The sequence below is a fragment of the Pseudomonas sp. MS01C9 genome (assembly GCF_058202755.1).
The window spans coordinates 3,626,908-3,653,437 of record NZ_CM177073.1 but is presented as its reverse complement, the minus strand read 5'-3'; the positions used below and the strand labels follow the sequence as shown (position 1 = coordinate 3,653,437).

Below are 26,530 nucleotides of genomic sequence, written 5' to 3'. Positions count from 1 at the left end.
GATGCACAAACACTTGATGATGCCCGCCCTGCTTGCCGCCTGCGTATCCCTGGCCGCTTGCTCCCACGACCCGAACGTGAACCTGGAACAGGCCCGCACCAATTACAACGGCCTGCAGGCCGATCCGGCGGCCACCAAGGTCGCCGCACTGGAAACCAAGGAAGCCGCCGATTTCCTGGCCAAGGCCGACAAGGCCTACATGGACAAGGAAGACGAAGCCAAGGTCGACCAACTGGCCTACCTGACCAACCAGCGTGTTGAAGTAGCCAAGCAGACCATCGCCCTGCGCAACGCCGAAGCCGAGCTGAAAAACGCCGGTGACGAACGTGCCCGCGCGCTGCTGGAAGCCCGTAACGCACAGATCAAGCAGCTGCAGGACAGCCTCAACGCCAAGCAGACCGAGCGCGGTACGCTGGTGACCTTCGGCGACGTGCTGTTTGCCACCAACAAGTCTGACCTGCGCGCCAGCGGCATGACCAACGTGAGCAAACTGGCGCAGTTCCTCCAGGAAAACCCCGACCGCAAGGTGATCATCGAAGGCTATACCGATAGCACCGGTTCGGACTCCTACAACCAATCGTTGTCCGAGCGCCGCGCCAGCTCCGTGCGCACCGCCCTGGTGAAGATGGGCGTCGACCCGGCCCGCATCGTGACCCAGGGTTATGGCAAGGAATTCCCGGTGGCCGACAACACCAGCGTCTCGGGCCGCGCCATGAACCGTCGGGTGGAAGTGACCATTTCCAACGACAATCAGCCAGTGGCTCCGCGTTCGACCATGAGCGCCAACTGATCGGCTGAGTGCAACGAAAAAGCCCCGCCTGACTTCAATCAGGCGGGGCTTTTTCATGGCCGCACACATTTTGTTGAGCCCATCGTCTCCCCTGTGGGAGCGAGCTTGTTCGCGCTGGCGGCAGATCAGTCGACATAGGCGTTGGCTGATCGCCTTCATCGCGAGCAAGCTCGCTCTTACAGGGAGACTGTAGCGCCCTTGTGGTTACGGCTGGAGCTTCTGCGGCGTCTCCTGCCCCATGCACCGCACCGCACGTTTCTTGTTGTTGATCAGCACCCCGGTCAGGCCTTTCTGTTCGGTGTCGAACAGCACCAGCACGCCGTCGATGCACTGGGCCACCTGGGGCGCCGGTTCCAGGGAGACCTTGTAGTCTTCGCCCGGCACCGTCTTGAGCATGGTGAAGTCACTGAGCAGCAACGCATCCTCGGGCTTGGCGAAGTGCAGGTAACCGTAGTACCAGAGCACCGCAACGGTGCCGAGGATGCTGCAGATACCGGTGATGATCAGGGGGATGGCATTACGTTCTTCGCTCATTGCGTGCTCTCTGGAGATTCAGCGGAGGTTTTCGGGTAGTTGGGGACTTCGCCGAGGCGGCGCAGGCCGTCGAAATGCTGCGGGTCATCAAGATAGCGCAGCATCACCGTGCGCCAGACCGGGTCGGCGAACGTCTGCACGTGACCGCCGCGGGTCAGTTGCAGCACCCGCGGCGGCGGCGCAGCTTGATACAGACGGATGCCGTTGGAAAGCGGCACGATCGGATCGTCCAGGCTGTGGTAGATCAATTTCGGCACACCGGTCAGTCCAGACACCGAGCCGATGGCGCTGTCGCCATCGGGCACCAGCCAGGACAGCGGCACCTGGAAGGCCCAGGTCACCCAGGAGGTGCTCAGGGCGAAACGTCCGACGTCGCGATAACTGGCGGGCACGCCGTCCAGCACCAGGGCCTTGAGTTGCCGCTGGCGCTGCGGATGATCCACCAGGTAATGCACTGCCAGAGCGCCACCCAGGCTCTGGCCCAGCAGCACCAGTGGCTTGCCCTGGACCTGGGGCGCCTGGTCCAGCCACTGGAAAGCCGCATCGATGTCCTGGTAGATCGCCGGTAGGCTCGGCTCCCCTTCGGACAGGCCGTAGCCGCGATAATCGACCATCAACACCTGATACCCCTGCTCCGGCAGCCACCAACTGCCGCCCAGGTGCCAGGCCAGGTTGCCGCCATTGCCGTGCAGGTGCAGCACCGTGCCCTTGAGCTCCACGCCTGGTTTGACGGGCAGCCACCAACCCCGCAGCTTGAGGCCGTCAGCGGTGGTCAGGGTCACGTCGCGGTACTCGAGCCTGGCCCGCTCAGGGGTAAATGGCAGACCGCGCTCGGGGTAGAACAGCAGTGAGCTGCAACCGCTCAGGACCAGTAGCAGGCAAAAGATGCCGAGGATTCGCATCCGGTGAAACCTCGCAAGATCAGGGTTGAAACATACCCCCCTGGTGGGAGCGAGCTTGCTCGCGATAGGGGCGGTCCAGTCACAGCTATGTTGACTGTCCTGACGCTATCGCGAGCAAGCTCGCTCCCACAGGGGTGGGTGTTGTGTTCAAAGGATATTGGAATAATCCGCTTCGATCCGATCCAGGCTCAGGTGGTTCAGGAAGTTGGAGAAACACATCCAGGCCGACAGGGCGTTCATGTCGCGGAACTGCTCGGGCAAGTACTTGGGCGGCACCACCAGGCCTTCGTCCACCAATTGGCGCAGGGTGCGCATGTCCTCCAGGGTGGTCTTGCCGCAGAACAGCAGCGGCACCTGCTCCAGCTTGCCTTTGCGCACGGCCAGCTGAATGTAGTTGTAAACCATGATGAAGCCCTTGAGGTAGGACAAGTCTTTGGTGAATGGCAGACCGGTCGGCACCGAGCCACGGAAGACCCGGCTGGCGTTGCCGTAGCTTTCAGCCATCTCGAAGCCCTGCTCGCGGAAGAACTCGAAGATCTGCAGGAAGTCGGCGCCCTCTTCCACCATATGGATCGCCCGGGTGCGGTTGGTGAGCTTGCGCAGCCGGCTGGGGTAGGACGCGAAGGTGATGATTTCCATCAGGATCGCCAGGCCTTCCTGGGTGACCGTGGACGAGGGCGGGCCCTTGGACAGGAAGGTGCAGATCGGCTGGTTCAGCCCGTTGAGGGTGGTGCCCACATGCACCAGGCCTTCGTGGACCTCCAGGGCGCGCACGTCCCGCTCGTTGAACATCGCGTCGGTACGGATCTTGATGTAGTCGGCACCCGCCGCCGCGTCGGCCACGATCCCGTCGGACTCGAAAACCCGGATGGTCTCCTCCGCCTCACCGAAGACACGGTTGAGGCGATGCTGCAGCAGGCTGACCGCCTCCTTGGCGCTGAGCACTTTCGGCTCATCCTTCAGATCGCCACGGCCGTCGATGTTGTTCAGGTAGTCGGAAAGCATCAGGCCCAGATCGGACAGGGTCGGGTCGCCGGCATGGAAGGCATCGGAGGCGGCGCCATACAGTTCCTGGGAAATCAGCCCGAAATCCTCGGTGCCGCGCGCTTCGAGCATGCGCACCACCATGCGGTACTCCTTGCACATGCGACGCATGATCTGGCCGACCGGGTTGAATTGCCCCAGCTGGCGGGTGATGTCCCGCTCGATGTTCTGGAACTCCAGCTTTACCCCGCTGGAGTCGAAGGACAACGGTCGGTTGAGGTAATAGTCGCGGTCCACGGCGGGCAATTCCTTGCCCTTGGCCTTGAGAAACCCCTTGCGGATGTTCTCGTCCCATTTCACCGCGTCGAGAATGCGAATCGGCGTTTGCGCCAGCACTATGCGATCGGACAAGGTGCGTATCGTCTGCTGGTATTCGTCCACCCGGAACTCCTGTGAAAAAACGTCCGCTTGTTGCAGTAATGGGCCTGGAGTCTACCGGGATTTGAGCCGCTGGTAGCGCACGGCTTCCGAGAACACGTCGGAATTGGCCGGATCGTCGAGGTAACTGAAGACCCTGCCCATGTCGCTGTCCACCAGCACGCCGTCGCCCTCTTCGCTGTGATTCGGCTGGCCGCTGAGGATTTTCTGGCCAATGGCCTGGTTGATCTGTTCCATGTCCAGGTTGTAGACCACCAGTTCCTGCTTGTCGGTCAGTTCGAAACCGGCGATCACGTAGTGCCCGCCATACCGGGCCGGGACCTTGGCCGACAGGTACCAGCGACTGCCATGACGGGACACGGTCAGCGCGATGGCCTCGCGCTCCTGGGGGCGGGCCCTGAAGTACGTGATGGCCTGGTAACGATGCCTGCCGACCTGGGTCAGCTCCAGGTTCAGCGGCTCGCCCCAGGCATTGGTGCTGGTCCAGTGACCCAGCAGGCCTTGGGGCGCGGCCTCACTGTCGGGCAACGGCGCCGTGAAGGACACCAGGCAGCCGCTGAGCAGCAGCAACGACACAGCCATGACAACGACACGCCAGGCTTTCATTCGAACTCCCTAGGCACACGATGCGTTGTCCGCAGGGGGACCGGGTGTTTACACCGACGCCAGTACCAGGTGCATGTAGCGGGTCAGGATACCGAGCATGTCTTCTTCAGCGACCGGCTCGGCGCCATTGAGCAAGCCCTGATATTCCATCCGACCGATAATCGCCGTCAACACTTTGGCATCCTGTTGCGGCTCGCGGGAGCCCAACACCTGGAAAAACTGGCAGGTGCCATGCAACAGGATCTGCTGGTGGGAACGCACCAGGTCCGCCAGGCGCGGGTTGAGCAGCGCTTCCTGGCGGAAGGCCTGCTCGGCCATCAGGTAGTCGCGACGACTGTGCAGTTGATGCTGCACGTAGTCGGCCGTCATCCGGGCGATATCGTCGGCCAGTTGCGAGCGGGATTCGGGGCTGCCGTCGCCATAGGCGACCATTTCGCGCAGCAGCCCTTCGTTGTTGGTCCACAGCTTGGCCATGAAGGCCGCGCTGCGCTCCACGTATTGGGCGAAGGTATCGGTGAGCAGGTCATCGATGTCCTTGAAATAGTAGGTGGTGGCCGACAATGGCACACCGGCCTCGGCCGCCACCGCCCGGTGTCGCACCGCCCGCACGCCATCGCGCACCACGATACGCATGGCCGCATCGAGAATCTGCTGGCGACGCTGTTCACTGCCCTGTCGGCTGGCCTTGCGACCCTGGTACTGAACACTTTCAGCGACAGCGGTGGCGACGCCCGCTGCACCTTCTTGAGCCATTGCACGATTCACGACAGGTCTTTCCTCGCTATTTCAAAAGTAACCAATTGATACGTTTGTACCAGACAGGCAATAAAAAGCCGCCTGTGATAGGCGGCTTTTTAAATGAAGCACTTACGCTTGGGGCCGCATGTGCGGGAAGAGAATGACATCCCGGATCGACGGCGAGTTGGTCAGCAACATCACCAGGCGATCGATGCCAATGCCTTCACCGGCGGTTGGCGGCATGCCGTATTCGAGGGCCCGGACGAAATCGGCATCGTAGTGCATGGCTTCGTCGTCGCCGGCGTCCTTGTCGGCCACCTGGGCCATGAAACGCTCGGCCTGGTCTTCGGCATCATTGAGCTCGGAGTAGGCGTTGGCGATTTCGCGACCACCGATGAACAGCTCGAAGCGGTCGGTCACGTTCGGGTTCTCGTCGTTACGGCGAGCCAGCGGCGACACTTCGAACGGGTACTGGGTGATGAAGTGCGGCTGCTCCAGCTTGTGCTCCACCAGTTCCTCGAAAATCATCACCTGCAGCTTGCCCAGGCCTTCGAAGCCGAGCACCTTGGCGCCGGCCTTCTTGGCGATGGCACGGGCTTTCTCGATGTCCTGCAGGTCGGCCGCAGTGATGTCCGGGTTGTACTTGAGGATCGAGTCGAAGACCGACAGGCGCGCGAACGGCTCGCCGAAGTGGAACACCTTGTCGCCGTACGGCACGTCGGTGGTCCCCAGCACCAGTTGCGCCAGCTCGCGGAACAGCTCCTCGGTCAGGTCCATGTTGTCTTCGTAATCGGCGTAGGCCTGGTAGAACTCCAGCATGGTGAACTCGGGGTTGTGCCGGGTCGAAACGCCTTCGTTACGGAAGTTGCGGTTGATCTCGAAGACTTTCTCGAAGCCACCGACCACCAGCCGCTTGAGGTACAGCTCCGGCGCGATGCGCAGGAACATTTCCATGTCCAGTGCATTGTGGTGGGTTTCAAACGGCTTGGCCGCCGCGCCGCCAGGAATGGTCTGCAGCATCGGCGTCTCGACTTCGAGGAAGTCGCGCTTCATCAGGAAACTGCGGATGTGGGCGATGACCTGGGAACGCACGCGGAAGGTCTGGCGCACGTCTTCATTGACGATCAGGTCGACGTAGCGCTGGCGATAGCGCTGCTCGGTGTCGGTCAGGCCGTGGTGCTTGTCCGGCAGCGGGCGCAGGGACTTGGTCAGCAGGCGCACGCTGGTCATTTCAACGTACAGGTCGCCCTTGCCGGAACGGGCCAGGGTGCCTTCGGCAGCAATGATGTCGCCCAGGTCCCAGGTCTTGACGGCGGCCAGGGTTTCTTCCGGCAGGGTCTTGCGGTTGACGTAGACCTGGATGCGACCGGTCATGTCCTGGATCACCATGAAGGAACCACGGTTGAGCATGATACGACCGGCCACCTTGACTGGAATCGCCGCCTCTGCCAGCTCTTCCTTGGTCTTGTCCGCATACTGTTTCTGCAGCACGTCGCAGTAGGCGTCGCGGCGGAAGTCGTTGGGGAAGGCCTGGCCCTTGGCGCGCTCGGCAGCAAGCTTTTCCTTGCGCAGGGCGATCAGGGAGTTTTCTTCCTGTTGCAGGGCTTGCGGGTCGAGTTCTAGGTCGCTCATGTCTTAAAGGATTCCATCACAGGTTCGTTGCCCCCGGCCCCGGGGCCAGGGTTTGCCGGCGAGCAGCGCTTTCATGCAAGCCTGCCCGCCCGCCGCATGGGTGTTGCGTTACAGCCCTTGTTTGAGGCTCGCTTCCAGGTATTCGTCGATGTCGCCGTCGAGCACCTTGTCGCAGTCACTGCGTTCGATGTTGGTGCGCAGGTCCTTGATGCGCGAGGCATCGAGTACATAGGAACGGATCTGGTGACCCCAACCGATGTCGGACTTGCTGTCTTCCAGTGCCTGGGAGGCCGCGTTGCGCTTCTGGATCTCCTGCTCGTACAGGCGGGCCCGGAGCATCTTCATCGCGGTGTCTTTGTTGGCGTGCTGGGAGCGTTCGTTCTGGCAGCTCACCACGGTGTTGGTCGGTACGTGGGTGATCCGCACGGCCGAGTCGGTGGTGTTGACGTGCTGGCCACCGGCGCCCGAGGAACGGTAGGTGTCGATGCGCAGGTCCGCCGGGTTGATCTCGATTTCCACCTTGTCGTCGATCTCGGGGGAGACGAACACCGCCGAGAACGAGGTGTGGCGACGGTTGCCGGAGTCGAACGGGCTCTTGCGCACCAGGCGGTGAACACCGATCTCGGTCCGCAGCCAGCCGAAGGCATATTCGCCCTTGATGTGCACGGTGGCGCCCTTGATCCCGGCGACTTCACCGGCCGACAGCTCCATGATGGTGGCGTCGAAACCCCGTTTGTCGGCCCAGCGCAGGTACATGCGCAGCAGGATGTTGGCCCAGTCCTGGGCTTCGGTGCCGCCGGATCCGGCCTGGATGTCCAGGTAGGCGTTGTTCATGTCCATCTCGCCGCTGAACATGCGGCGAAATTCCAGCTTGGCCAGGGACTCGTCGAGGCGTGTCAGTTCGGCGACCACGTCGGCGACCGCGCCTTCGTCGTTCTCTTCGACGGCCATGTCCAGCAGGTCGCGGCAATCGGCCAGGCCGCTGGACAACTCGTCCAGGGTCTCGACGATCTGCGCCAGCGCGGAACGTTCGCGGCCCAGTTCCTGGGCGTACTCAGGCTTGTTCCAGACACTCGGATCTTCAAGCTCGCGATTGACCTCGGTCAGACGCTCATGCTTTTGATCGTAGTCAAAGATACCCCCGAATAGTTTCGGAGCGCTCGGACAGGTCCTTGATGGTGTTAAGGATCGGGTTGATTTCCATGGCGGGCAGCACTCGTTGGCGAACTTTTGAAAGCCGGCGAGTATAACGTAATCAAGCGCCAGCGGCAGCCCGCCTGGCGGCTTTAGGGGCAATGAGATCAAGACCGGGCCTGGTACCCCCTGTGGCGAGGGGCGGTGCGACGTTTCGCTAAATCCCCTCGCCACAGCCGCGTGCATCATCGACCCAAGGTCATTCGATCCCCACCCGGTTGCGGCCATTGTGCTTGGCCATGTACAGCCCCTTGTCCGCCGCCGAGATCAACTGGCGACAATCGCCACCCTGCTGCGGCGTGACGGTGGAGACACCGATGCTGACGGTCAGGTTCTCGCCGCCGTCGGGCGTGGTGTGGGGGATTTTCAGGGCGACCACACTCTGGCGCAGCTTCTCGGCCATCAACCGGGCACCGCCGGGCGAGGTACCGGGCAGGACCAGGGCGAACTCTTCTCCCCCGTATCGAGCCGGCAGGTCGGATGGCCGGCTGCAAGCGTCTCGGATCGCCGTAGCGACCTTGCGCAAGGCCTCGTCGCCCTCCAGGTGACCGAAGTTGTCGTTGTAGGACTTGAAGTAGTCCACGTCGATCATCAGCAGCGACAGCTGGGACTGGTCCCGGATCGCCCGCCGCCATTCGAGCTCGAGGTACTCGTCGAAATGCCGGCGATTGGACAAGCCGGTCAGGCCATCGGAGTTCATCAAGCGTTGCAGCACCAGGTTGGTGTCGAGCAGTTGCTGCTGGCTGACTCGCAGGGCGCGATAGGCCGCGTCCCGCTGCAACAGCATCATGTAGGAGCGCGAGTGATAGCGGATGCGCGCCACCAGTTCGATATTGTCCGGCAGCTTGACCAGATAATCGTTGGCGCCAGCGGCGAAGGCCGCGCTCTTGACCAGGGGGTCCTCCTTGGTGGACAGGACGATGATCGGGATGTCGCGGGTGGCCGGGTGGTTGCGGTACTCGCGCACCAGGCTCAGGCCGTCGAGGCCGGGCATCACCAGGTCCTGGAGAATCACCGTCGGCTTGATGCGCACGGCATGGGCGATGGCCTGGTGCGGGTCGGAACAGAAATGGAAGTCGATGTTGTCTTCGTTCGACAGCCCGCGTCGCACCGCCTCGCCGATCATCGCCTGGTCGTCGACGAGAAGGACCATGGCGGCATTCTCGTCACGCTTGAAATCGTCGAGCTGTAATTCGTTCATGAGGCTCACCTGAGTACGGCTTTGACCAGGACTGCTGGGGTTGTCATTGTGCAAAAATCTCTACCAGCCGGGGGGCTATGTCGTCGAGGGTCAGGATCTGCGTCGCCGCGTCGATGGCCGCTGCCGCCTTGGGCATGCCATACACCGCGCTGCTTCGCTGGTCCTGGGCGATGGTCACGCAGCCTTGCTGGCGCATCAGTTTAAGCCCTTGTGCGCCATCGCGGCCCATGCCGGTAAGCAAGACACCCACCGCATCACCGTTCCAGAAGTGGGCGACGCTTTCGAAAAACACATCGATGGAAGGCCGATAGATCTCGTTGACCGGCTCGGCGGTGTAGGCCAGGGTGCCATTTTTCAGCAGGCGTAAATGATGGTTGGTGCCAGCCAGCAGCACCGTGCCATTTTGCGGCGGCTCGCCGTTTCGCGCCAGGCGCACCTTGTGGCCCGACACACTGGCGAGCCACTCGGCCATCCCGGCGGCGAACACCTCGTCCACATGCTGGACCAGGACAATGGCCGGGCCAAAGTCCCGTGGCAAGGCCTTGAGCAGGACTTCCAGCGCCGCCGGCCCGCCCGCGGACGAACCGATGGCCACCAGCCCGTTGCGGGACGCCGCGGCACGTTGGGCCGCCGGTACGGGACGCTCGCGACTGCCCCGCTCGCCGATCAGCCAGCCGATGTTGGTGATCTTGCGCAGCAACGGTGCCGCCGCGTCCTCCGGGTTGCCGACGCCCAGGGCCGGCGTATCCACCACGTCCAGGGCGCCGTTGCCCATGGCTTCGAACACCCGGTGCACGTTCTGCTGGCTGTCGCCGGTGACGATGAGGATGGCGCAGGGGTTGTCGGCCATGATCCGGCGCGTGGCTTCCACGCCATCCATGACCGGCATGAGCAGGTCCATCAGGATCAGGTCGGGGGTGTATTCGGCGCAACGCTGCACCGCCTCGGCGCCGTTGGCAGCCACCCAGACCAACTGGTGGGCCGGCTCGAACGCCAGCGCGCGGCGCAGGGCCTCGACTGCCAGGGGCATGTCATTGACGATGGCAATCTTCAAGAACGCGCTCCTCCGATCAGTTCCACCACGGCATCGAGCAAGGCGTCGTCATGGAAACTCGCCTTGGCCAGATAATAGTCGGCCCCCGCGTCCAGGCCACGGCGGCGGTCTTCTTCCCGATCCTTGTAGGACACCACCATCACTGGCAGCGATTGCAGGCGGTTGTCGCGCCGCAGCAGGGTCACCAGTTCGATGCCGTCCATGCGAGGCATGTCGATGTCGGTGATCAGCAAGTCGAAATCCTCGGAGCGCAGGGCATTCCAGCCGTCCATGCCGTCCACTGCCACGGCGACATCGTAGCCGCGCCCCAGCAGCAGCTTGCGCTGCAATTCACGCACGGTCAGGGAGTCATCCACCACCAGGATCCGCTTGCGCGGGGCCTGGGCCTGGTCCTGGCGGGCGATGCGCTCCAGGCGTCCGGTATCGAGCAGCTTGTCCACCGAGCGCAGCAGGTCTTCGACATCGACGATCAGTGCCACCGAGCCGTCGTCCAGCAAGGCGCCGGCGGAAATGTCCTGGACCTTGCCCAGGCGCTCGTCCAGCGGCAGGACCACCAGGGTCCTTTCGCCGATGATGCGCTCCACCGCCACGCCGTAGATCGTCTCGCGCTCGCGGATCACCACCACCTTGAGAGTCTGGCCACTGTTGCGGGTTGCCGGACGGTTGAGCAACTGGCTGGCGGCGACCAGCCCGACATGCCGGCCTTCATGCCAGAAATGCTGGCGACCCTCGACCTGTACGATGTCTTCCGGCGCCAGGTCGCACATGCGTTCGATGTGCGCCAGGGGAAAGGCATAGGCTTCGGCGCCGACTTCCACCACCAGGCTGCGCACCACCGAAAGCGTCAGCGGCACTTCCAGGTGGAAACGGCTGCCCTCGCCTGCGGTCTGCTCCAGTACCACCGCGCCACGCAGCTGCCGGACCATATGCTGGACGGCATCCAGGCCGACGCCGCGTCCGGAGACTTCGGTGACCCTGTCTCGCAGGCTGAAGCCGGGCAGGAAGAGAAAGGCCAGCAGTTCCTCTTCACTCAAGCTGGCAGCGGTGTGCTCGGGCGAAAGGCCGCGCTCGACGACGCTGCGGCGCACCCGTTCCAGATCGACGCCGGCCCCATCGTCGGACAATTGCAGGACCAGCAGACCGGCCTGATGGGAGGCACGCAGGCGGATCAGGCCCTCGGCAGGCTTGCCTGCCAGCAACCGTTGATCCGGGGATTCGATACCGTGGTCCACGGCGTTGCGCAGCAAATGAGTCAGCGGGGCTTCGAGCTTTTCCAGGACGTCGCGGTCCACCTGGGTTTTCTCGCCTTCGATTTCCAGGCGCACCTGCTTGCCCAGGCTGCGGCCCAGGTCCCGGACCATCCGCGCCTGGCCAGACAGTACGTCGGCGAATGGACGCATGCGACAGGCCAGCGCCGTGTCGTACAGCACCTGCGCCCGTTGGCTGGCCTGCCAGGCAAACTCATCCAGCTCGGCCACTTTCTGCGCCAGCAACTGTTGGGTCTCGGCCAGCAGGCGCCGGGCGTCACCCAGGGCCTCCTGGGCCTGAAGACTCAAGGCGTGATCCTTGAGGTGCACGTTCAGCTCTTCCAGGGCGCGCAAACCGTTGCCTTGCTGGCGCTTGAGCCGTTGCATCGTCGCCAGCCAGGGCCTGAGGCGCTGGGTTTCCACCAGGGATTTGCTCGACAGGTCCAGCAGGCTGTTCAGGCGCTCGGCGGTGACCCGCAGCACCCGCTCGCCCCCTTCACTGACCCGCTTGCCCTTGGGGGCCGGCTCCATGGGCGCGGGCGCTGGCTCCAGTTCCGGCAACTGGACCGGCATGGGCTCGATGGGCCTGGCGCTGACCGCCGCCGGTGCACCGGAGGGGTCGAGCAAGCGGCCCATCAGCGCCACGTATCCTTCGACATCGGACGCACCGACGCTGTTGCCCGGCGTGGCGATGCGCGTCAGCAGGTCGGTGCCTTGCAGCAAGGCATCGATGTGCTCGGCGCTCAGGCGCAGGCGTCCTTCCTGGGCGCTGACCAGGCAATCCTCCATGACATGGGCGACGCTGACCCCGGCGTCCACCCCGACGATCCGCGCCGCGCCCTTGAGAGAGTGAGCGGCGCGCATGCACGACTCCAGGTGCTCGACCTGGGTCGGATCGCGCTCCAGGGCCAGCAGACCGGCGCTCAGCACCTGGACCTGGGCTTCGGCTTCCAGGCTGAACAGTTCCAGCAACGAGGCATCGCGCATCTGATCGGGGGTCATGACAGGCTCCGGGCCACGGCACTCAACAACTGCTCCTCGTCCAGCCAACGCAGGCTGCGCTCCCTGAAGGGCAGCACGCCACGGGTGTATTTGTCGCCAGATGGCGACGCGGCCGCCAGGATGCGTTCGTCGATGGCATGGATGCCGTCCACTTCATCCACAGGCATCACCACCGGCCCGCCCTGGGCCGCGACGATCAGCATGCGCGGCATGATCCGTCCACCGGATGCCGCGGCCGAGCCCGGTTCCAGATCCAGCAGTTGCACCAGCGACAGACAGGCCACCAGCGCCCCGCGCACATTCGCCACTCCCAGAAGGGCTCGCGAGCGCTGGTGCGGCAACGAATGGATCGGCTGCAAGGGCGCCACTTCCACCAGGCTGCGGGTGGTCAGCGCCAACCACTCCTCGCCCAGGCGGAACATCAGCAGCGAACGGGTGACAACATCGCTGTCCACTGGGGCATGGACCTGCTCCCGGTCGTCCTGTCGAAGGGCATAGCGGTCGAGCAGGCGAGTGGCCGCCGCCGAATACACCGAACAGTTGCGGCAATGAATATGCTCGGCCAGCAACGGACAGGACTTGTCCCCCAGTACGCCGATGCGGTTCCAGCAATCGTCGATGGCCTGGGCATCGTCACGGGTGACGTCATGGAAAACCGAACCGCTCATCGTGGATGCTCACTGTCAGCCGCGCGCCCGCTGCGGGCGGCGCGTTCCTGCAATCGACGGGCTCCGGCCGCGTCCCCCTGGGAAGCCAGCAGCGCCGCCAGATGCACCAGGGCCTCGGCGTGTTGCGGCTCAAGATAAAGCGCCTTGCGATAGAAACCCTGGGCCTGGAGCGCATTCCCGGCCATGTCGCTGAGCAGGCCCAGCCAGTAGAACACCTGGGCCTTGGGTGGATGGTTGCTCAAGTACCGCTCGCAGGCGGCCCGCGCCTCGGCGCTTTTGCCAGCATTGGCGAGCGTGGCGATATCGGCCAGCAAGGTGGCGGCGTCGCTGTCTTTCGCCGGAGCTACTTTCGTCGGAGCCACTTTCGGCGAGGCCATTGGCGTCACGCTCGCCATGAACGGCCGGGGCCGGGCGGGCGCAGGGGCCACGGGCGGCACGACACGGGGCGGCAGCGGCGCAGGCACCAGGGTGGGCAACGGCTGCGGTTCGGCGACACCCTGGCGGCTGAATGCGAACGACTGGGGCACGCCGATCGAGCGCAGGCCCAGCCGCCCCAGCAGGCTGCCCTCGGCGGGACCGATGAACAGCACGCCGTCCTGGTGGGTCAGGCGCTTGAGCACCTCGAATACCAGCCGTTGGGTCGGCTGGTCGAAATAGATCAGCAGGTTGCGGCAGAACACGAAATCGTAGGGGGCCTCGTTCGCCAGCAAGGCCGGATCCAGCAGGTTGCCCACCTGCAGGCGCACCTGCTCGCGGACCCGCTCGCCGAGACGATAGCCGTCCCCGTCGGCCGTGAAATATCGCTCGCGAAACGCCAGGTCCGCGCCCCGGAATGAATTCCTGCCATAACGAGCCTCCCGGGCGCGCTCCACAGAAAGCGGGCTGACATCCAGTCCATCGACCTTGAACTGGTGAGGCTGCACACCGGCATCGAGCAGCGTCATGGCGATGGAATACGGCTCTTCGCCCGTGGAACACGGCAAGCTGAGAATGCGTAGCGCACGCAGGTGCCGGATCGCCGTCAGGCGCTGGACGGCCAGCCGGGCCAGGGTCGCGAAGGATTCCGGGTAACGGAAGAACCAGGTTTCCGGGACGATCACCGCTTCGATCAGTGCTTGCTGCTCCTGGGTCGATTGCAGCAGGCAGTGCCAATATTCTTCGACCGTTCGCCCTGGCACGGCGGTGATGCGCTGGCGTACGGCCCGTTCGATGATGGCCACGCCCACGGAGGTGACATCCAGGCCGATGCGCTCCTTGAGGAAAACGAAAAAACGCTGGTCGTTGTTCATGGCCGGGCCTTTGGCAGGTCAAGGCTCGGCGGCGTCGCGGGGAACAACAGCGCACGGACCGACTCATCGAGCAGGTCGTTGACCCGCACCCATTGCAGCAGCCCCTGGGCATCTTCGCGAACCGGCCCCAGGTACGGCGCCTGGCGGTTATCCAGGCCATAAGGCTGGAACTGCTCCGGGTCGCACCGCAAGGTATCGGTGGCCTGCTCCAGGATCAACCCCAGCACCTGCTCCGCCGATTGCCCCTCGGGCCGATAGTGCACCAGCACCAGCCGCGTACTGGTGCGGATCTCGGCGGGCTGGCCGAAGGTCAGGCTGCACAGATCGATCACCGGCACCACCGTTCCACGCCAGGCGAATACCCCGGCCACCCAGGACGGGGCCCGGGCAATCGGCTTGAGGGGCATGCGCGGCAACACCTCCACCACGTCGGTGGCCGCCAGGGCATAGCGCTCGTTGCCGATGCGAAACTGCAGGAACAGCATCTGACGGGCCGCCGGCGCGGTGCCACGTCTGGCCTCGAAGTCGCTCATCAGACTTTGAAACGCGAGACGCCGCTGCGCAGCCCCACGGCCACCTGGCTCAGTTCGTCGATGGCGGAACTGGCCTGGCGCAGGGACTCCACGGTCTGGCTGCTGGCATCGCCCAGTTGCACCAGGGCGTGGTTGATCTGCTCGGCGCCGGTGGCCTGGGCCTGCATGCCTTCGTTGACCATCAACACCCGCGGCGCCAGCGCCTGGACCTGATGGATGATCTGCGACAGTTGCTCGCCGACCTGCTGCACCTCGGCCATGCCCCGGCGTACTTCCTCGGAAAACTTGTCCATGCCCATCACGCCCGCCGACACGGCGGACTGGATTTCGCGCACCATCTGCTCGATGTCGTAGGTGGCCACGGCCGTCTGGTCGGCCAGGCGCCGCACTTCCGTGGCGACCACGGCGAAACCACGACCGTATTCACCGGCCTTCTCGGCTTCGATGGCGGCATTGAGGGACAGCAGGTTGGTCTGGTCGGCAACCTTGACGATGGTGGTCACCACCTGGTTGATGTTGCCGGCCTTCTCGTTGAGGATCGCCAGCTTGGCGTTCACCAGGTCGGCGGCCCCCATGACCGAATGCATGGTTTCCTCCATCCGCGCCAGGCCCTGCTGGCCGGAGCCGGCGGCCACCGAGGCCTGGTCGGCGGCGGTGGACACTTCGGTCATGGTGCGCACCAGGTCCCGGGACGTGGCGGCGATTTCCCGGGAGGTGGCGCCGATCTCGGTGGTGGTGGCGGCGGTCTCGGTGGCGGTGGCCTGTTGTTGCCGCGAAGTGGCGGCGATCTCGGTCACCGAGGTGGTGACCTGCACGGACGAGCGCTGGGCCTGGGACACCAGTGCCGTCAGCTCGGCCATCATGTCGTTGAAGCCGGTTTCCACGGCACCGAATTCATCCTTGCGCGCCAGGTTCAGGCGCCCGCTCAGGTCGCCGCTGCGCATGACGTCGAGGATCTCCACGATGCGGTTCATCGGCGCCATGATCGCGCGCATCAGCAACAGGCCGCAGAGCAAGGCAATGACCAGCGCGACGAGCAACGACAGCCCCATGGCGATCTTGGCTGCCATGACCGCTGTGCCGATGGTATCGGCCGCCTGCTCCGCCAACTCGCGGTTGCGCTCGATGATCTGGTTCAGATGTCCGCGTCCGTCGAGCCAGGCCGCTGTCAAATCCTTGTTCACGACCTGCCGCGCGCCTTCATAATCCTTGCGCTGATACAGGTCCAGGGCCTTGGCCAGGGCCTGGTTGAAAGTCTGGTGATTGACCTCGAATTCATCGAAAGAGACCTGGTCGGCGGGATCTTCGATCAACTTCTGGTAATTCTGTATTTCCTCGCGCAAGTGCTGCTCGAAGCCCTGGTATTGCGCCCGGTCTTCGGCGGTGATTTCGCGATTGCCGGAAAGACCGACGATTTGCTGGGTCTTGACGTAGCTGTCGACCCAACCGCCACGAATCATGGAGCTGTAGTACACCCCCGGCAGCGCATCGGCCCGGACTTTTTCTTCACTGTCCTGGATCTTCAACAACCGTGAATACGAGACAACCACCATCAGCAGCATGATGGCGATGATCACCGCGAAACTCGCCAGGATGCGTTGGCGCAATGTCCAGTTCTTCACAGTAAAACCTCGGGCATTTGAAAATGCTGGGGAGTATAGCCGAGGGCGGCGTAGCGTCTGCATGAAGGCTTAGGAGGATTTTGATCAAGTCAGGATAGCGATGGAGTGCGTTCCTGTGAGAGCGAGCTTGCTCGCGATAACGATGTACCCGTCAAAACGCTGCGACTGACCAAACGCCATCGCGAGCAAGCTCGCTCCCACAGGAAATAGCGCTGGCACACAAGACTGCCAAACATTCCAAAACCACTGTGGGAGCGAGCCCGCTCGCGATAGCGGTGTACCGGTCAAAAGCGCTGTGACTGACCGGGCGCCATCGCGAGCAGGCTCGCTCCCACAGGGAATTGTGTTGGGGCTGTTCTAGGCACTCGCCTGGCGCACCTGCTTTTCCAGTTCTGCCTTCAACCCCGGCTCCAGCTTGAGTTGGCGCGCCAGTTCATCGAGGTAGGACTTCTCCATGAAGTTTTCCTCGTCCACCAGCATCACGCTGGCGATGTACATCTCCGCGGCGATTTCCGGCGTGCTGGCGGCACGGGCGACGTCGGCCGGATCCAGGGGTTTGTTGAGCTCGGCATGCAGCCAGTGCTGCAGTTCCTGGTCGCTGTCGAGCTTGGTGAATTCGCCCTCGATCAACTGCCGCTCACGCTCGTCCACGTGACCATCGGCCTTGGCCGCCGCCACCAGCGCCCTGAGGATCGCCTGGCTATGCTGCTCGACCTGCGCCGCAGGAACGCGGTCCAGGGTCTGCGGTTCGGTTTTCGGGGCGCTGCCCTGCTGGGCCTGCCAGTTGCCATAAGCCTTGTAGGCGATCACGCCCAGGGCGGCCAGGCCACCATAGGCCAGGGCCTTGCCGCCGAAATTGCGGGCTTTCTTGTTGCCCAGCAACAAGCCCATGGCCCCGGCGGCCAGCGCCCCGCCGCCTGCGCCGGACAGCAGGCCGCCGAGGTTGCCACCGGCACCGCCGAGCAGCCCGCCCAAGCCACCGGACGATTTGCCCTGGGAAGCGCCCGCCTTGTTCTGCAACATTTCCTGACCGGACTTGAGTAGCTGGTCGAGCAATCCGCGAGTGTTCATTTGCTGCCTCCACGCATTCGGGGTAACCGGATCATTAAGGCCATCAGCCTAGATCGAAAGTGCCCCGCTGCCCCTGGCGAGATTGCTTCGAGATGTTGCCCCTCCCCTCGCTACCCATTGAAAAAACCGATATACACTGCGGCAGATCGATAAAACCGCCGACCGGATGCTTTCCCATGATGACGTTGCGCCAGATTCGCCATTTCATCGCCGTGGCCGAGACCGGCTCGATTTCCGCCGCCGCACAGACGGCCTTCATTTCCCAGTCCACCCTGACCCTGGCCATCCAGCAACTGGAGCAGGAAATCGGCGTCAGCCTGTTCAATCGTCACGCCAAGGGCATGACCCTGACGCACCAGGGGCATCAATTCCTGCGCCAGGCCCATCTGATCCTGGCCACCGTCGACAATGCCAAGCGCAGCCTGCAACACAGCACCGACCAGGTGGCCGGCCAGGTCACCATCGGTGTCACCAGCCTGGTGGCCGGCTACTACCTGGCGGACCTGCTGACTCGCTTCCAGCGCGCCTACCCCAACGTGGACATCCGGGTGATGGAGGACGAACGGCCGTATATCGAGCACCTGCTGGTCAGCGGCGAAATCGATGTCGGGGTGCTGATCCTGTCCAACCTGGAAGACCGTCACGCCTTGCAGACCGAGGTGCTGACCCATTCCCCCCACCGCTTGTGGCTGCCGGCGCAGCACCCGCTGCTGGAGCGCGACAGCATCAACCTGGCCGATGTCACCCGTGAGCCACTGATCCAGCTGAATGTCGACGAAATGGACCGCAACGCCCAGCGCCTGTGGCGCGGTGCCGGCTTGCAACCGAAGATCACCCTGCGCACCGCTTCCACCGAAGCGGTGCGCAGCCTGGTGGCGGCGGGGCTTGGTGTGTCGATCCAGCCGGACATGACCTACCGCCCCTGGTCGCTGGAAGGCGACATCATCGAGGCGCGACCGATTGCCGACCTCAGCCAGACCCTCGACGTCGGCCTGGCCTGGCGCCGGGGCACGGCGCGGCCGGCGTCGGTCGATCCGTTCCTGGCCGTCGCCCGGGAACAGCCTCATGGCGGGCGCAAGCCATCTATTTAATCGAATGCAGCCTTGAGTATTTCGAATTTGTCGGCCTTGAGGCTGAGCACTAGTCTTGCTGCATCACCGCGACCCTGGTGGGAGCGAGCTTGCTCGCGATGGCGAAGTGTCAGCAACGCATTTGTCGTCGGATAGATAGACCGTCATCGCGAGCAAGCTCGCTCCCACAGGTTCTGTGTTTCAACCGAAAGAAGAGAAATCGGACATGGCTGGCACGCAAACCCCGTTGTGCACCGCGTTGCTGATCGACGCAGAGCTCGTTGCCGGTGAAGGCCCTGTCGAGCCGATCCTCAACCCGGCCACCGGTGAGGTGCTGGCCCACATCGCCGAAGCCAGCAGCGAGCAGGTGGAAGCCGCGATCCTGGCCGCCCATCGCGCCTTCGACGGGTGGTCGCGCACCACGCCGCAACAACGCTCCAACCTGCTGCTGGACATCGCTGGCGCCATCGAAAGGAACGCCGATCAACTGGCTCGCCTCGAATCCCTGAACTGCGGCAAACCGCTGCACCTGGCGCGCCAGGATGACCTGAGCGCCACGGTGGACGTGTTCCGCTTCTTCGCCGGCGCCGTGCGCTGCCAGACCGGCCAGCTCAGCGGCGAATACCTGCCTGGCTACACCAGCATGGTGCGCCGCGACCCGATTGGGGTGGTGGCATCCATCGCCCCGTGGAATTACCCGATCATGATGGCCGCGTGGAAAATCGCCCCCGCCCTGGCCGCCGGCAATACCCTGGTGTTCAAACCGTCGGAGCACACGCCGCTGTCTATCCTTACCCTGGCACCGGTATTGGCCCGGATCCTGCCGCCAGGCGTGATCAACATCATCTGCGGAGGCGGCGAAGGGGTGGGCAGCCACCTGGTCAGTCACCCCAAGGTGCGCATGGTTTCCCTGACCGGCGATATCGTCACCGGGCAGAAGATCCTCCAGGCAGCGGCAAAGACGCTCAAGCGTACGCACCTGGAATTGGGCGGCAAGGCGCCAGTGATCGTATGCGATGACGCCGACCTGCAGGCCGTGGTCGAAGGCGTGCGCACCTACGGTTATTACAACGCCGGACAGGATTGCACCGCAGCCTGCCGGATCTACGCCCAGGACGGCATTCACGACCGCCTGGTGGCCGAGCTCGGCGCGGCGGTCAGCAGCCTGCGCTTTGCCGGCAGGCGCGATGCCGACAATGAAATCGGCCCGCTGATCAGCACCCGCCAGCGCGACCGTGTCGCCAGTTTCGTCGAGCGCGCCCTCGGCCAGCCCCACATCGAACGCATCACCGGCGCGGCGGTGCATTCCGGCGCGGGTTTCTTCTATCAGCCCACCCTGCTGGCCGGTTGCAAGCAAAGCGACGAGATCGTCCAGCGTGAGGTGTTCGGCCCGGTCGTCACCGTGACCCGCTTCGACGAGCTCAGCCAGGCGGTGGATTGGGCCAACGACTCCGAATACGGCCTGGCCTCCTCGGTATGGACACAGAACCTGGACAAGGCGATGCAGGTGGCGGCACGGCTGCAATACGGCTGCACCTGGATCAACAGCCACTTCATGCTGGTCAGCGAAATGCCCCATGGCGGCCTGAAACGTTCGGGTTATGGGAAAGACCTGTCCAGCGACTCGCTCCAGGACTACAGCGTGGTGCGCCACATCATGGCCCGCCACGGCCAGCATCTGTAGATAACAGCACTACTCTAATAACAGGCCTTCAATGGCGCTTCACCCTGTTGAAACACTGCCCCGACCATAATTAAAGCAAGAGGGATTTCCATGTACGCGCACAAGACCGCATTGCTCAGCGCAATCACCACGGCGCTGCTGACCAGCGTCAGCCTGCAGGCCGCCGAACCAGCCAAGGCTGTTGGCGCAGGGGAAGGCCAACTGGATATCGTCGCCTGGCCGGGCTACATCGAACGCGGTGAAACCGACAAGGCCTACGATTGGGTGACCGGATTCGAGAAAGAAACCGGCTGCAAGGTCAATGTGAAAACCGCCGCGACCTCCGACGAAATGGTCAGTCTGATGACCAAGGGCGGCTACGACCTGGTCACCGCCTCCGGCGATGCCTCGCTGCGGCTGATTGCCGGCAAGCGCGTGCAGCCGATCAATACCGCCCTGATTCCCAACTGGAAGAACCTCGATCCACGTCTCAAGGATGCGCCGTGGTACGTGGTCAACCAGCAGACCTACGGCACCCCGTACCAGTGGGGGCCGAACGTGCTGATGTACAACACCGACGTGTTCAAGCAACCGCCCACCAGCTGGAGCGTGCTGTTCAGCGCCCAGGACCTGCCGGACGGCAAGCCGAACAAAGGTCGCGTACAAGCCTATGATGGCCCGATCTATATCGCCGACGCGGCGCTGTACCTCAAGACCGCCAAGCCCGAGCTGGGCATCAAGGACCCGTACCAACTCGATGAAGCGCAATACAAGGCCGTGCTGGAATTGCTGCGGGCCCAGCAACCGTTGATCCACCGCTACTGGCACGACACCACCGTGCAGATGAGCGACTTCAAGAACGAAGGTGTGGTGGCGTCCGGCGCCTGGCCGTATCAGGTCAACGGCCTGATGAACGAGAAACAACCGATCGCCTCGACCATTCCAAAAGAAGGCGCCACCGGCTGGGCCGATACCACGATGCTCCACGCCGACGCCAAGCACCCCAACTGTGCGTACAAGTGGATGGACTGGTCGCTGCAACCGAAAGTCCAGGGTGACGTGGCGGCCTGGTTCGGTTCCCTGCCAGCGGTGCCGGCAGCGTGCACGGGCAGTGAACTGCTGGGGGCCGAAGGCTGCAAGACCAACGGCTTCGACCAGTTCGACAAGATCGCCTTCTGGAAAACTCCACAGGCGGAGGGCGGCAAGTACGTGCCCTACAGCCGCTGGACCCAGGACTACATTGCGATCATGGGTGGGCGCTAAGTCCCTCAGTCGGCGAAAAAACCGGAGCTGAGCACCGCTCTTGTGACGAGGGGATTTATCCCCTCGCCACAGGTCCGTGCCCGACAATCCAGCCATGACTCAATAGAAGCCCCGCTTTCTGGAGCACCGCACCATGACACTTGCAGTCCAGTTCACCCAGGTATCCCGTCAGTTCGGTGAAGTGAAGGCCGTTGACCGGGTTTCCATCGACATCCAGGACGGCGAGTTCTTTTCCATGCTGGGCCCTTCCGGTTCGGGCAAGACCACCTGCCTGCGGCTGATCGCCGGTTTCGAACAGCCCAGCGCCGGCTCGATCCGTATCCATGGCGAGGAAGCCGCCGGATTGCCGCCCTATCAGCGCGACGTGAACACGGTCTTCCAGGATTACGCCCTGTTTCCCCATATGAATGTGCGCGACAACGTCGCCTATGGCCTGAAAGTCAAAGGCGTCGCCAAGGCCGAGCGCATCCAGCGCGCCGATGAAGCCCTGCAGATGGTTGCCCTGGGCGGCTATGGCGAGCGCAAGCCGGTGCAACTTTCCGGCGGCCAGCGCCAGCGCGTGGCCCTGGCCCGGGCGCTGGTCAACCGTCCACGGGTGTTGCTGCTGGACGAACCCCTGGGCGCCCTCGATCTCAAGCTGCGCGAACAGATGCAGGGAGAGTTGAAGAAACTGCAACGCCAGTTGGGCATCACCTTCATTTTCGTCACCCACGACCAGACCGAAGCCTTGTCGATGTCCGACCGTGTGGCGGTGTTCAACAAGGGGCGCATCGAACAGGTCGATACGCCGCGCAACCTGTACATGAAACCGGCGACCACCTTCGTCGCCGAGTTCGTCGGCACCTCCAATGTGATCCGTGGCGAACTGGCTCGGCAATTGAGTGGTTATCCACAGGCGTTTTCGATCCGCCCGGAACACGTGCGCTTCGCCGAAGGCCCGCTCGCCGGCAATGAAATCGAAGTCCAGGGACTGCTTCACGACATCCAGTACCAGGGCAGCGCCACGCGCTACGAGGTGAAACTCGACAACGGCCAGACCCTGAACCTCAGCCAGGCCAATACCCAATGGACCGACAACGCGGCCCAGCATCAGGCCGGCCAACCGTTGCGCATTCGCTGGGCCCGGGAAGCGATGGTCGTGTTGCATGACACCGTCGGCGGCGAGGTGTGACATGAACACCCAGGCCCTGCCCCAGACGTCCACCTCCGGTTCTGCGTTGCGACGTTTTTCCAACCTGCTCTACCGACGCCCCAACCTGTACCTGTCGCTGCTGCTGGTACCGCCGCTGATCTGGTTCGGCGCGATCTACCTGGGCTCGCTGCTGACGTTGTTGTGGCAGGGTTTCTACACCTTCGACGACTTCACCATGGCGGTCACGCCTGACCTGACCCTGGCGAATTTCATCGCGCTGTTGCAGCCCTCGAACTTCGACATCATCCTGCGCACCCTGGGCATGGCCATCGTCGTGTCCATCGCCAGCGCCATCGTCGCGTTCCCGATTGCCTACTACATGGCCCGCTACACCCGCGGCAAGACCAAGGCGTTTTTCTACATCGCGGTGATGCTGCCGATGTGGGCCAGTTATATCGTCAAGGCCTATGCCTGGACACTGTTGCTGGCCAAGGGCGGCGTGGCCCAGTGGTTCGTCCAGCACCTGGGCCTGGAGCCGGTGTTGCAGTTCGCACTGGGGATTGCCGGCGTGGGCGGCAGTACCTTGTCCACGTCGCACCTGGGCCGTTTCCTGGTGTTCGTCTACATCTGGCTGCCGTTCATGATCCTGCCGATCCAGGCCTCCCTGGAGCGCCTGCCGCCGTCATTGCTGCAAGCCTCGGCGGACCTGGGCGCCAGGCCGCGCCAGACCTTCATGCACGTGATCCTGCCGTTGTCGATCCCGGGCATCGCCGCCGGCTCGATCTTCACCTTCTCACTGACCCTGGGGGATTTCATCGTGCCGCAGCTGGTGGGCCCGCCGGGCTACTTCGTCGGCAGCATGGTCTACGCCCAGCAAGGCGCCATCGGCAACATGCCCATGGCCGCGGCGTTCACCCTGGTGCCCATCGTGCTGATTGCCATCTACTTGTCTATCGTCAAACGCCTGGGGGCTTTCGATGCACTCTGACTCTCAAGACCGGGCCTCCTGGGGCTTGCGGATCGCGGCGTGGGGCGGACTGGTGTTCCTGCATTTCCCGATCCTGATCATCTTCCTCTACGCCTTCAACACCGAGGATGCAGCCTTCAGTTTTCCGCCCAAGGGCCTGACCCTGAAGTGGTTCAGCGTGGCGTTCTCGCGCCCTGACGTCCTGGAGGCCATCAAGCTGTCATTGCAGGTGGCGGCCATTGCCACGCTGATCGCCATGGTACTCGGCACCCTGGCTTCGGCCGCGCTGTATCGCCGTGACTTCTTCGGCAAACAGGGGATCTCGCTGATGCTGATCCTGCCGATCGCCCTGCCGGGCATCATCACCGGCATTGCCCTGCTGGCCTCCTTCAAGACCCTGGGAATCGAGCCCGGGATGTTCACGATCGTCGTGGGCCACGCGACCTTTTGCGTGGTGATCGTCTACAACAACGTCATCGCCCGCCTGCGTCGCACTTCCCACAGCTTGATCGAAGCGTCCATGGACCTGGGCGCCGACGGCTGGCAGACCTTTCGCTACATCATCCTGCCCAACCTCGGCTCGGCGTTGCTGGCAGGCGGGATGCTGGCGTTCGCGCTGTCGTTCGACGAGATCATCGTCACCACCTTTACCGCCGGTCACGAACGCACCTTGCCGCTGTGGCTGCTCAACCAGCTCAGCCGCCCCCGCGACGTGCCGGTGACCAACGTGGTGGCGATGCTGGTGATGCTGGTGACGATGTTGCCGATACTGGGCGCCTATTACCTGACCCGAGGGGGTGAGAGTGTGGCCGGTAGCGGCGGGAAATAATCCACAGTGATCGCTCACTGGGGAACCGCAACCCCGTGGGAGCGAGCTTGCTCGCGAAGGCGTCGAGTCAGTCGCTGCAAAGGCTCAATGACCACCGCTATCGCGAGCAAGCTCGCTCCCGCAGGGGACTTGGGAAAACATTCAAGAGAGGACTTGGACATGCAAACCAAACTGCTGATCAACGGCCAGATGGTGAACGGCGAAGGCCCCGGCCAGGCGGTGTTCAACCCTGCCCTGGGACGGGTGCTGGTGGAAATCAACGAGGCCAGCGAGGCCCAGGTCGATGCCGCCGTGCGTGCCGCCGACGGCGCCTTCGACAGTTGGTCGCAAGTGCCCCCCAAGGACCGTGCCCTGCTGCTGCTCAAGCTCGCCGACGCCATCGAGGCCAACGGCGAGGAACTGGCGAAGCTGGAGTCGGACAACTGCGGCAAACCCTTGAGCGCCGCGCTGAACGACGAGATCCCGGCGATCGCCGACGTGTTCCGCTTCTTTGCCGGCGCCAGCCGCTGCATGAACGGTTCGGCCGGCGGCGAATACCTGCCGGGTCACACCTCGATGATCCGTCGCGACCCGGTGGGGGTCATCGCATCCATCGCGCCGTGGAACTACCCACTGATGATGGTCGCCTGGAAGATCGCACCAGCCCTGGCCGCCGGCAATACCGTAGTGCTCAAGCCGTCGGAACAGACCCCGCTGACGGCGTTGCGGCTGGCGGAACTGGCGTCCGGAATTTTCCCGGCCGGCGTGCTCAATGTCGTGTTCGGCCGTGGACAGACCGTCGGCCAGCCGTTGGTGACCCATCCGAAAGTGCGTATGGTGTCGCTGACCGGCTCCATCGCCACCGGCTCGAACATCATTTCCAGCACCGCCGACAGCGTCAAACGCACGCACATGGAACTGGGCGGCAAGGCCCCGGTGATCATCTTCGACGACGCCGACATCGACGCGGCAGTGGAAGGCATCCGCACCTTCGGTTTCTACAATGCTGGCCAGGACTGCACAGCGGCCTGCCGGATCTATGCCCAGCAAGGCATCTACGAAAAGTTTGTTGAAAAGCTCGGCGCGGCGGTGGGCAGCATCAAGTACGGCCTGCAAACCGCGCCGGACACCGAGATGGGCCCGCTGATCACCGCCCAGCATCGCGACCGCGTGGCCGGTTTCGTCGAACGGGCCATCGCCCAGCCGCACATCCGCCTGGTCACCGGGGGCAAGGCGGTGGAGGGCAATGGGTTCTTCTTCGAACCGACGGTACTGGCCGACGCCCAGCAGGACGACGAAATCGTGCGCCGGGAAGTCTTCGGGCCGGTGGTATCCGTCACGCCGTTCCTCGACGAGGCGCAAGTGCTGGCCTGGGCCAATGATTCGGACTACGGCCTGGCTTCATCGGTATGGACCGCCGACATCGGACGTGCCCACCGCTTGTCGGCACGCCTGCAATATGGCTGCACCTGGGTGAATACCCACTTCATGCTCGTCAGTGAAATGCCCCACGGCGGTCAGAAACGCTCCGGCTATGGCAAGGACATGTCCATGTATGGGCTGGAGGATTACACCGTAGTGCGGCATGTCATGTTCAAGCATTGAATGCCAGGCAATGTCGGCAACCCATCCGCGGTTGCCGCGCCTTGTTCCTGCCAAGGGTCTCGTCGATCGGTGCAGGCTGGCCGGTTGACGCCAACCCAGGCAGCGGTGGCCGGTACGGATATACGCAATGATTGGCCACGCCCACCGCCCGGCCGCTCTTAGAATCTCGACACGCTCCTCATCGCGTCCACCAGATAACGCATGGCGATCCGGTCGTTTTCCGACAGCTCCCGGTAGCGTTCCACCAATCTCAATTCTTCCAGGCTGAGTCGGCGTGTCCTGCGCCCATGGGTCAAGTTTGGAAAGAGCCCCAGCATTTCGGTAATGCCCTGAATTTTTGTCATGAACTTGTCCTTCATACGTCGAATTGGATTACCTGAATCCTGATAGCCCTTTGAATTGACGGCCCGAGCCGTTCTTTCAGCCTAAGAATAGGGATGATTCATAGGGTGAGAAGAGATTTTTAGAGTAATTAGTCAAAAATTGCAGGCACTTCCAATAAAAAAGAAATATCTGT

Annotated in this window: 24 protein-coding genes; 8 read left to right on the top strand and 16 right to left on the bottom strand. The window is 63.4% G+C overall.

The window, feature by feature from the left end; all coding sequences use genetic code 11:
• Position 1 precedes the first annotated feature (1 nt).
• Positions 2 to 790 carry a lipotoxin F family OmpA-related lipoprotein LptF gene (lptF, locus tag AC1M7R_RS16605; RefSeq protein ID WP_072388733.1) on the top strand — a complete coding sequence of 263 codons (789 nt, stop codon included), beginning with the start codon at positions 2 to 4 and terminating at the stop codon, positions 788 to 790.
• 204 nt (positions 791 to 994) lie between these two features.
• On the opposite strand, the gene AC1M7R_RS16600 is transcribed toward lptF, so the two are convergent.
• The 15 genes from AC1M7R_RS16600 to AC1M7R_RS16530 all read right to left on the bottom strand — a co-directional run bounded on the left by AC1M7R_RS16600 (position 995) and on the right by AC1M7R_RS16530 (position 17,505).
• Positions 995 to 1,324 (bottom strand): PA3694 family proteiin, encoded by a 330-nt coding sequence (locus tag AC1M7R_RS16600; RefSeq protein WP_072388028.1) that lies wholly within the window; start codon positions 1,322 to 1,324, stop codon positions 995 to 997.
• Positions 1,321 to 2,226, bottom strand: coding sequence for an alpha/beta hydrolase (locus AC1M7R_RS16595; RefSeq protein ID WP_072388030.1), 906 nt, complete (start codon positions 2,224 to 2,226; stop codon positions 1,321 to 1,323). Before AC1M7R_RS16595 ends, AC1M7R_RS16600 begins: the two co-directional genes overlap by 4 nt.
• A 147-nt stretch (positions 2,227 to 2,373) precedes the next feature.
• Complete coding sequence (locus AC1M7R_RS16590) at positions 2,374 to 3,651, bottom strand: flavohemoglobin expression-modulating QEGLA motif protein (protein ID WP_072388032.1); 1,278 nt, start codon at positions 3,649 to 3,651, stop codon at positions 2,374 to 2,376.
• A 51-nt stretch (positions 3,652 to 3,702) separates the two neighbouring features.
• Positions 3,703 to 4,254, bottom strand: a complete 552-nt coding sequence (locus AC1M7R_RS16585) for a hypothetical protein (protein ID WP_072388034.1) — start codon at positions 4,252 to 4,254, stop codon at positions 3,703 to 3,705.
• A 48-nt stretch (positions 4,255 to 4,302) separates the two neighbouring features.
• Positions 4,303 to 5,019 (bottom strand): TetR/AcrR family transcriptional regulator, encoded by a 717-nt coding sequence (locus tag AC1M7R_RS16580; RefSeq protein WP_072388036.1) that lies wholly within the window; start codon positions 5,017 to 5,019, stop codon positions 4,303 to 4,305.
• 102 nt (positions 5,020 to 5,121) lie between these two features.
• On the bottom strand, positions 5,122 to 6,624 hold the full coding sequence (gene lysS, locus AC1M7R_RS16575) for a lysine--tRNA ligase (RefSeq protein ID WP_072388038.1): 1,503 nt from the start codon (positions 6,622 to 6,624) through the stop codon (positions 5,122 to 5,124).
• A gap of 108 nt (positions 6,625 to 6,732) precedes the next feature.
• Positions 6,733 to 7,828, bottom strand: a protein-coding gene (gene prfB, locus AC1M7R_RS16570) for a peptide chain release factor 2 (protein WP_103893945.1) whose coding sequence is annotated in 2 segments (ribosomal slippage) — positions 6,733 to 7,755 and positions 7,757 to 7,828 — 1,095 coding nt in all. Because the reading frame shifts where the segments join, the coding sequence is not laid out codon by codon here.
• Positions 7,829 to 8,017: 189 nt separating this feature from the next.
• Complete coding sequence (locus AC1M7R_RS16565; RefSeq protein ID WP_072388040.1) at positions 8,018 to 9,019, bottom strand: diguanylate cyclase domain-containing protein; 1,002 nt, start codon at positions 9,017 to 9,019, stop codon at positions 8,018 to 8,020.
• 43 nt (positions 9,020 to 9,062) lie between these two features.
• Positions 9,063 to 10,073, bottom strand: a complete 1,011-nt coding sequence (locus AC1M7R_RS16560; RefSeq protein ID WP_072388042.1) for a chemotaxis response regulator protein-glutamate methylesterase — start codon at positions 10,071 to 10,073, stop codon at positions 9,063 to 9,065.
• The gene (locus AC1M7R_RS16555; protein WP_123595446.1) at positions 10,070 to 12,322 is read right to left on the bottom strand and encodes a hybrid sensor histidine kinase/response regulator; all 2,253 of its coding nucleotides are present in this window, start codon (positions 12,320 to 12,322) and stop codon (positions 10,070 to 10,072) included. The genes AC1M7R_RS16560 and AC1M7R_RS16555 overlap by 4 nt, the downstream gene beginning before the upstream one ends.
• A complete protein-coding gene (locus AC1M7R_RS16550) occupies positions 12,319 to 12,990 on the bottom strand; it encodes a chemotaxis protein CheW (protein ID WP_072388046.1) in 672 nt (223 codons plus the stop codon). Before AC1M7R_RS16550 ends, AC1M7R_RS16555 begins: the two co-directional genes overlap by 4 nt.
• Complete coding sequence (locus tag AC1M7R_RS16545) at positions 12,987 to 14,279, bottom strand: CheR family methyltransferase (protein ID WP_123595447.1); 1,293 nt, start codon at positions 14,277 to 14,279, stop codon at positions 12,987 to 12,989. The genes AC1M7R_RS16550 and AC1M7R_RS16545 overlap by 4 nt, the downstream gene beginning before the upstream one ends.
• Positions 14,276 to 14,812: a chemotaxis protein CheW gene (locus AC1M7R_RS16540; protein ID WP_072388050.1), complete on the bottom strand. Its 537-nt coding sequence runs from the start codon at positions 14,810 to 14,812 to the stop codon at positions 14,276 to 14,278. Before AC1M7R_RS16540 ends, AC1M7R_RS16545 begins: the two co-directional genes overlap by 4 nt.
• Positions 14,812 to 16,434, bottom strand: coding sequence for a methyl-accepting chemotaxis protein (locus AC1M7R_RS16535; protein WP_072388052.1), 1,623 nt, complete (start codon positions 16,432 to 16,434; stop codon positions 14,812 to 14,814). The genes AC1M7R_RS16540 and AC1M7R_RS16535 overlap by 1 nt, the downstream gene beginning before the upstream one ends.
• A 357-nt stretch (positions 16,435 to 16,791) precedes the next feature.
• Complete coding sequence (locus AC1M7R_RS16530; RefSeq protein WP_072430830.1) at positions 16,792 to 17,505, bottom strand: tellurite resistance TerB family protein; 714 nt, start codon at positions 17,503 to 17,505, stop codon at positions 16,792 to 16,794.
• 176 nt (positions 17,506 to 17,681) lie between these two features.
• Between AC1M7R_RS16530 and AC1M7R_RS16525 the strand changes: the two genes are divergently transcribed.
• From AC1M7R_RS16525 to AC1M7R_RS16495, 7 genes are all read left to right on the top strand, one after another.
• Complete coding sequence (locus tag AC1M7R_RS16525; protein ID WP_072388056.1) at positions 17,682 to 18,596, top strand: LysR family transcriptional regulator; 915 nt, start codon at positions 17,682 to 17,684, stop codon at positions 18,594 to 18,596.
• 205 nt (positions 18,597 to 18,801) lie between these two features.
• Positions 18,802 to 20,259 carry a gamma-aminobutyraldehyde dehydrogenase gene (locus AC1M7R_RS16520; protein ID WP_092180229.1) on the top strand — a complete coding sequence of 486 codons (1,458 nt, stop codon included), beginning with the start codon at positions 18,802 to 18,804 and terminating at the stop codon, positions 20,257 to 20,259.
• 90 nt (positions 20,260 to 20,349) lie between these two features.
• A complete protein-coding gene (ydcS, locus tag AC1M7R_RS16515; protein WP_072388060.1) occupies positions 20,350 to 21,501 on the top strand; it encodes a putative ABC transporter substrate-binding protein YdcS in 1,152 nt (383 codons plus the stop codon).
• Positions 21,502 to 21,634: 133 nt separating this feature from the next.
• The gene (locus AC1M7R_RS16510) at positions 21,635 to 22,672 is read left to right on the top strand and encodes an ABC transporter ATP-binding protein (RefSeq protein ID WP_072388062.1); all 1,038 of its coding nucleotides are present in this window, start codon (positions 21,635 to 21,637) and stop codon (positions 22,670 to 22,672) included.
• A gap of 1 nt (position 22,673) precedes the next feature.
• Entirely contained in the window at positions 22,674 to 23,621 is a 948-nt protein-coding gene (locus AC1M7R_RS16505; protein ID WP_103893946.1) for an ABC transporter permease, read from the top strand.
• On the top strand, positions 23,611 to 24,429 hold the full coding sequence (locus tag AC1M7R_RS16500; RefSeq protein ID WP_072388066.1) for an ABC transporter permease: 819 nt from the start codon (positions 23,611 to 23,613) through the stop codon (positions 24,427 to 24,429). The genes AC1M7R_RS16505 and AC1M7R_RS16500 overlap by 11 nt, the downstream gene beginning before the upstream one ends.
• Positions 24,430 to 24,588: 159 nt before the next feature.
• A complete protein-coding gene (locus AC1M7R_RS16495; RefSeq protein ID WP_076405381.1) occupies positions 24,589 to 26,013 on the top strand; it encodes a gamma-aminobutyraldehyde dehydrogenase in 1,425 nt (474 codons plus the stop codon).
• Between the two features lie 158 nt (positions 26,014 to 26,171).
• Here the strand turns inward: AC1M7R_RS16495 and AC1M7R_RS16490 are convergent, their stop codons facing one another.
• On the bottom strand, positions 26,172 to 26,357 hold the full coding sequence (locus tag AC1M7R_RS16490; protein ID WP_072388735.1) for a hypothetical protein: 186 nt from the start codon (positions 26,355 to 26,357) through the stop codon (positions 26,172 to 26,174).
• Positions 26,358 to 26,530 lie beyond the last annotated feature (173 nt).

Coding starts and splice junctions, on each gene's coding strand:
- lptF (WP_072388733.1), top strand. CDS start 2: ATGCACAAACACTTGATGATGCCCGCCCTGCTTGCCGCCTGCGTATCC.
- AC1M7R_RS16600 (WP_072388028.1), bottom strand. CDS start 1,324: ATGAGCGAAGAACGTAATGCCATCCCCCTGATCATCACCGGTATCTGC.
- AC1M7R_RS16595 (WP_072388030.1), bottom strand. CDS start 2,226: ATGCGAATCCTCGGCATCTTTTGCCTGCTACTGGTCCTGAGCGGTTGC.
- AC1M7R_RS16585 (WP_072388034.1), bottom strand. CDS start 4,254: ATGAAAGCCTGGCGTGTCGTTGTCATGGCTGTGTCGTTGCTGCTGCTC.
- lysS (WP_072388038.1), bottom strand. CDS start 6,624: ATGAGCGACCTAGAACTCGACCCGCAAGCCCTGCAACAGGAAGAAAAC.
- AC1M7R_RS16565 (WP_072388040.1), bottom strand. CDS start 9,019: ATGAACGAATTACAGCTCGACGATTTCAAGCGTGACGAGAATGCCGCC.
- AC1M7R_RS16555 (WP_123595446.1), bottom strand. CDS start 12,322: ATGACCCCCGATCAGATGCGCGATGCCTCGTTGCTGGAACTGTTCAGC.
- AC1M7R_RS16550 (WP_072388046.1), bottom strand. CDS start 12,990: ATGAGCGGTTCGGTTTTCCATGACGTCACCCGTGACGATGCCCAGGCC.
- AC1M7R_RS16545 (WP_123595447.1), bottom strand. CDS start 14,279: ATGAACAACGACCAGCGTTTTTTCGTTTTCCTCAAGGAGCGCATCGGC.
- AC1M7R_RS16540 (WP_072388050.1), bottom strand. CDS start 14,812: ATGAGCGACTTCGAGGCCAGACGTGGCACCGCGCCGGCGGCCCGTCAG.
- AC1M7R_RS16530 (WP_072430830.1), bottom strand. CDS start 17,505: ATGAACACTCGCGGATTGCTCGACCAGCTACTCAAGTCCGGTCAGGAA.
- AC1M7R_RS16525 (WP_072388056.1), top strand. CDS start 17,682: ATGATGACGTTGCGCCAGATTCGCCATTTCATCGCCGTGGCCGAGACC.
- AC1M7R_RS16520 (WP_092180229.1), top strand. CDS start 18,802: ATGGCTGGCACGCAAACCCCGTTGTGCACCGCGTTGCTGATCGACGCA.
- ydcS (WP_072388060.1), top strand. CDS start 20,350: ATGTACGCGCACAAGACCGCATTGCTCAGCGCAATCACCACGGCGCTG.
- AC1M7R_RS16510 (WP_072388062.1), top strand. CDS start 21,635: ATGACACTTGCAGTCCAGTTCACCCAGGTATCCCGTCAGTTCGGTGAA.
- AC1M7R_RS16505 (WP_103893946.1), top strand. CDS start 22,674: ATGAACACCCAGGCCCTGCCCCAGACGTCCACCTCCGGTTCTGCGTTG.
- AC1M7R_RS16500 (WP_072388066.1), top strand. CDS start 23,611: ATGCACTCTGACTCTCAAGACCGGGCCTCCTGGGGCTTGCGGATCGCG.
- AC1M7R_RS16495 (WP_076405381.1), top strand. CDS start 24,589: ATGCAAACCAAACTGCTGATCAACGGCCAGATGGTGAACGGCGAAGGC.
- AC1M7R_RS16490 (WP_072388735.1), bottom strand. CDS start 26,357: ATGACAAAAATTCAGGGCATTACCGAAATGCTGGGGCTCTTTCCAAAC.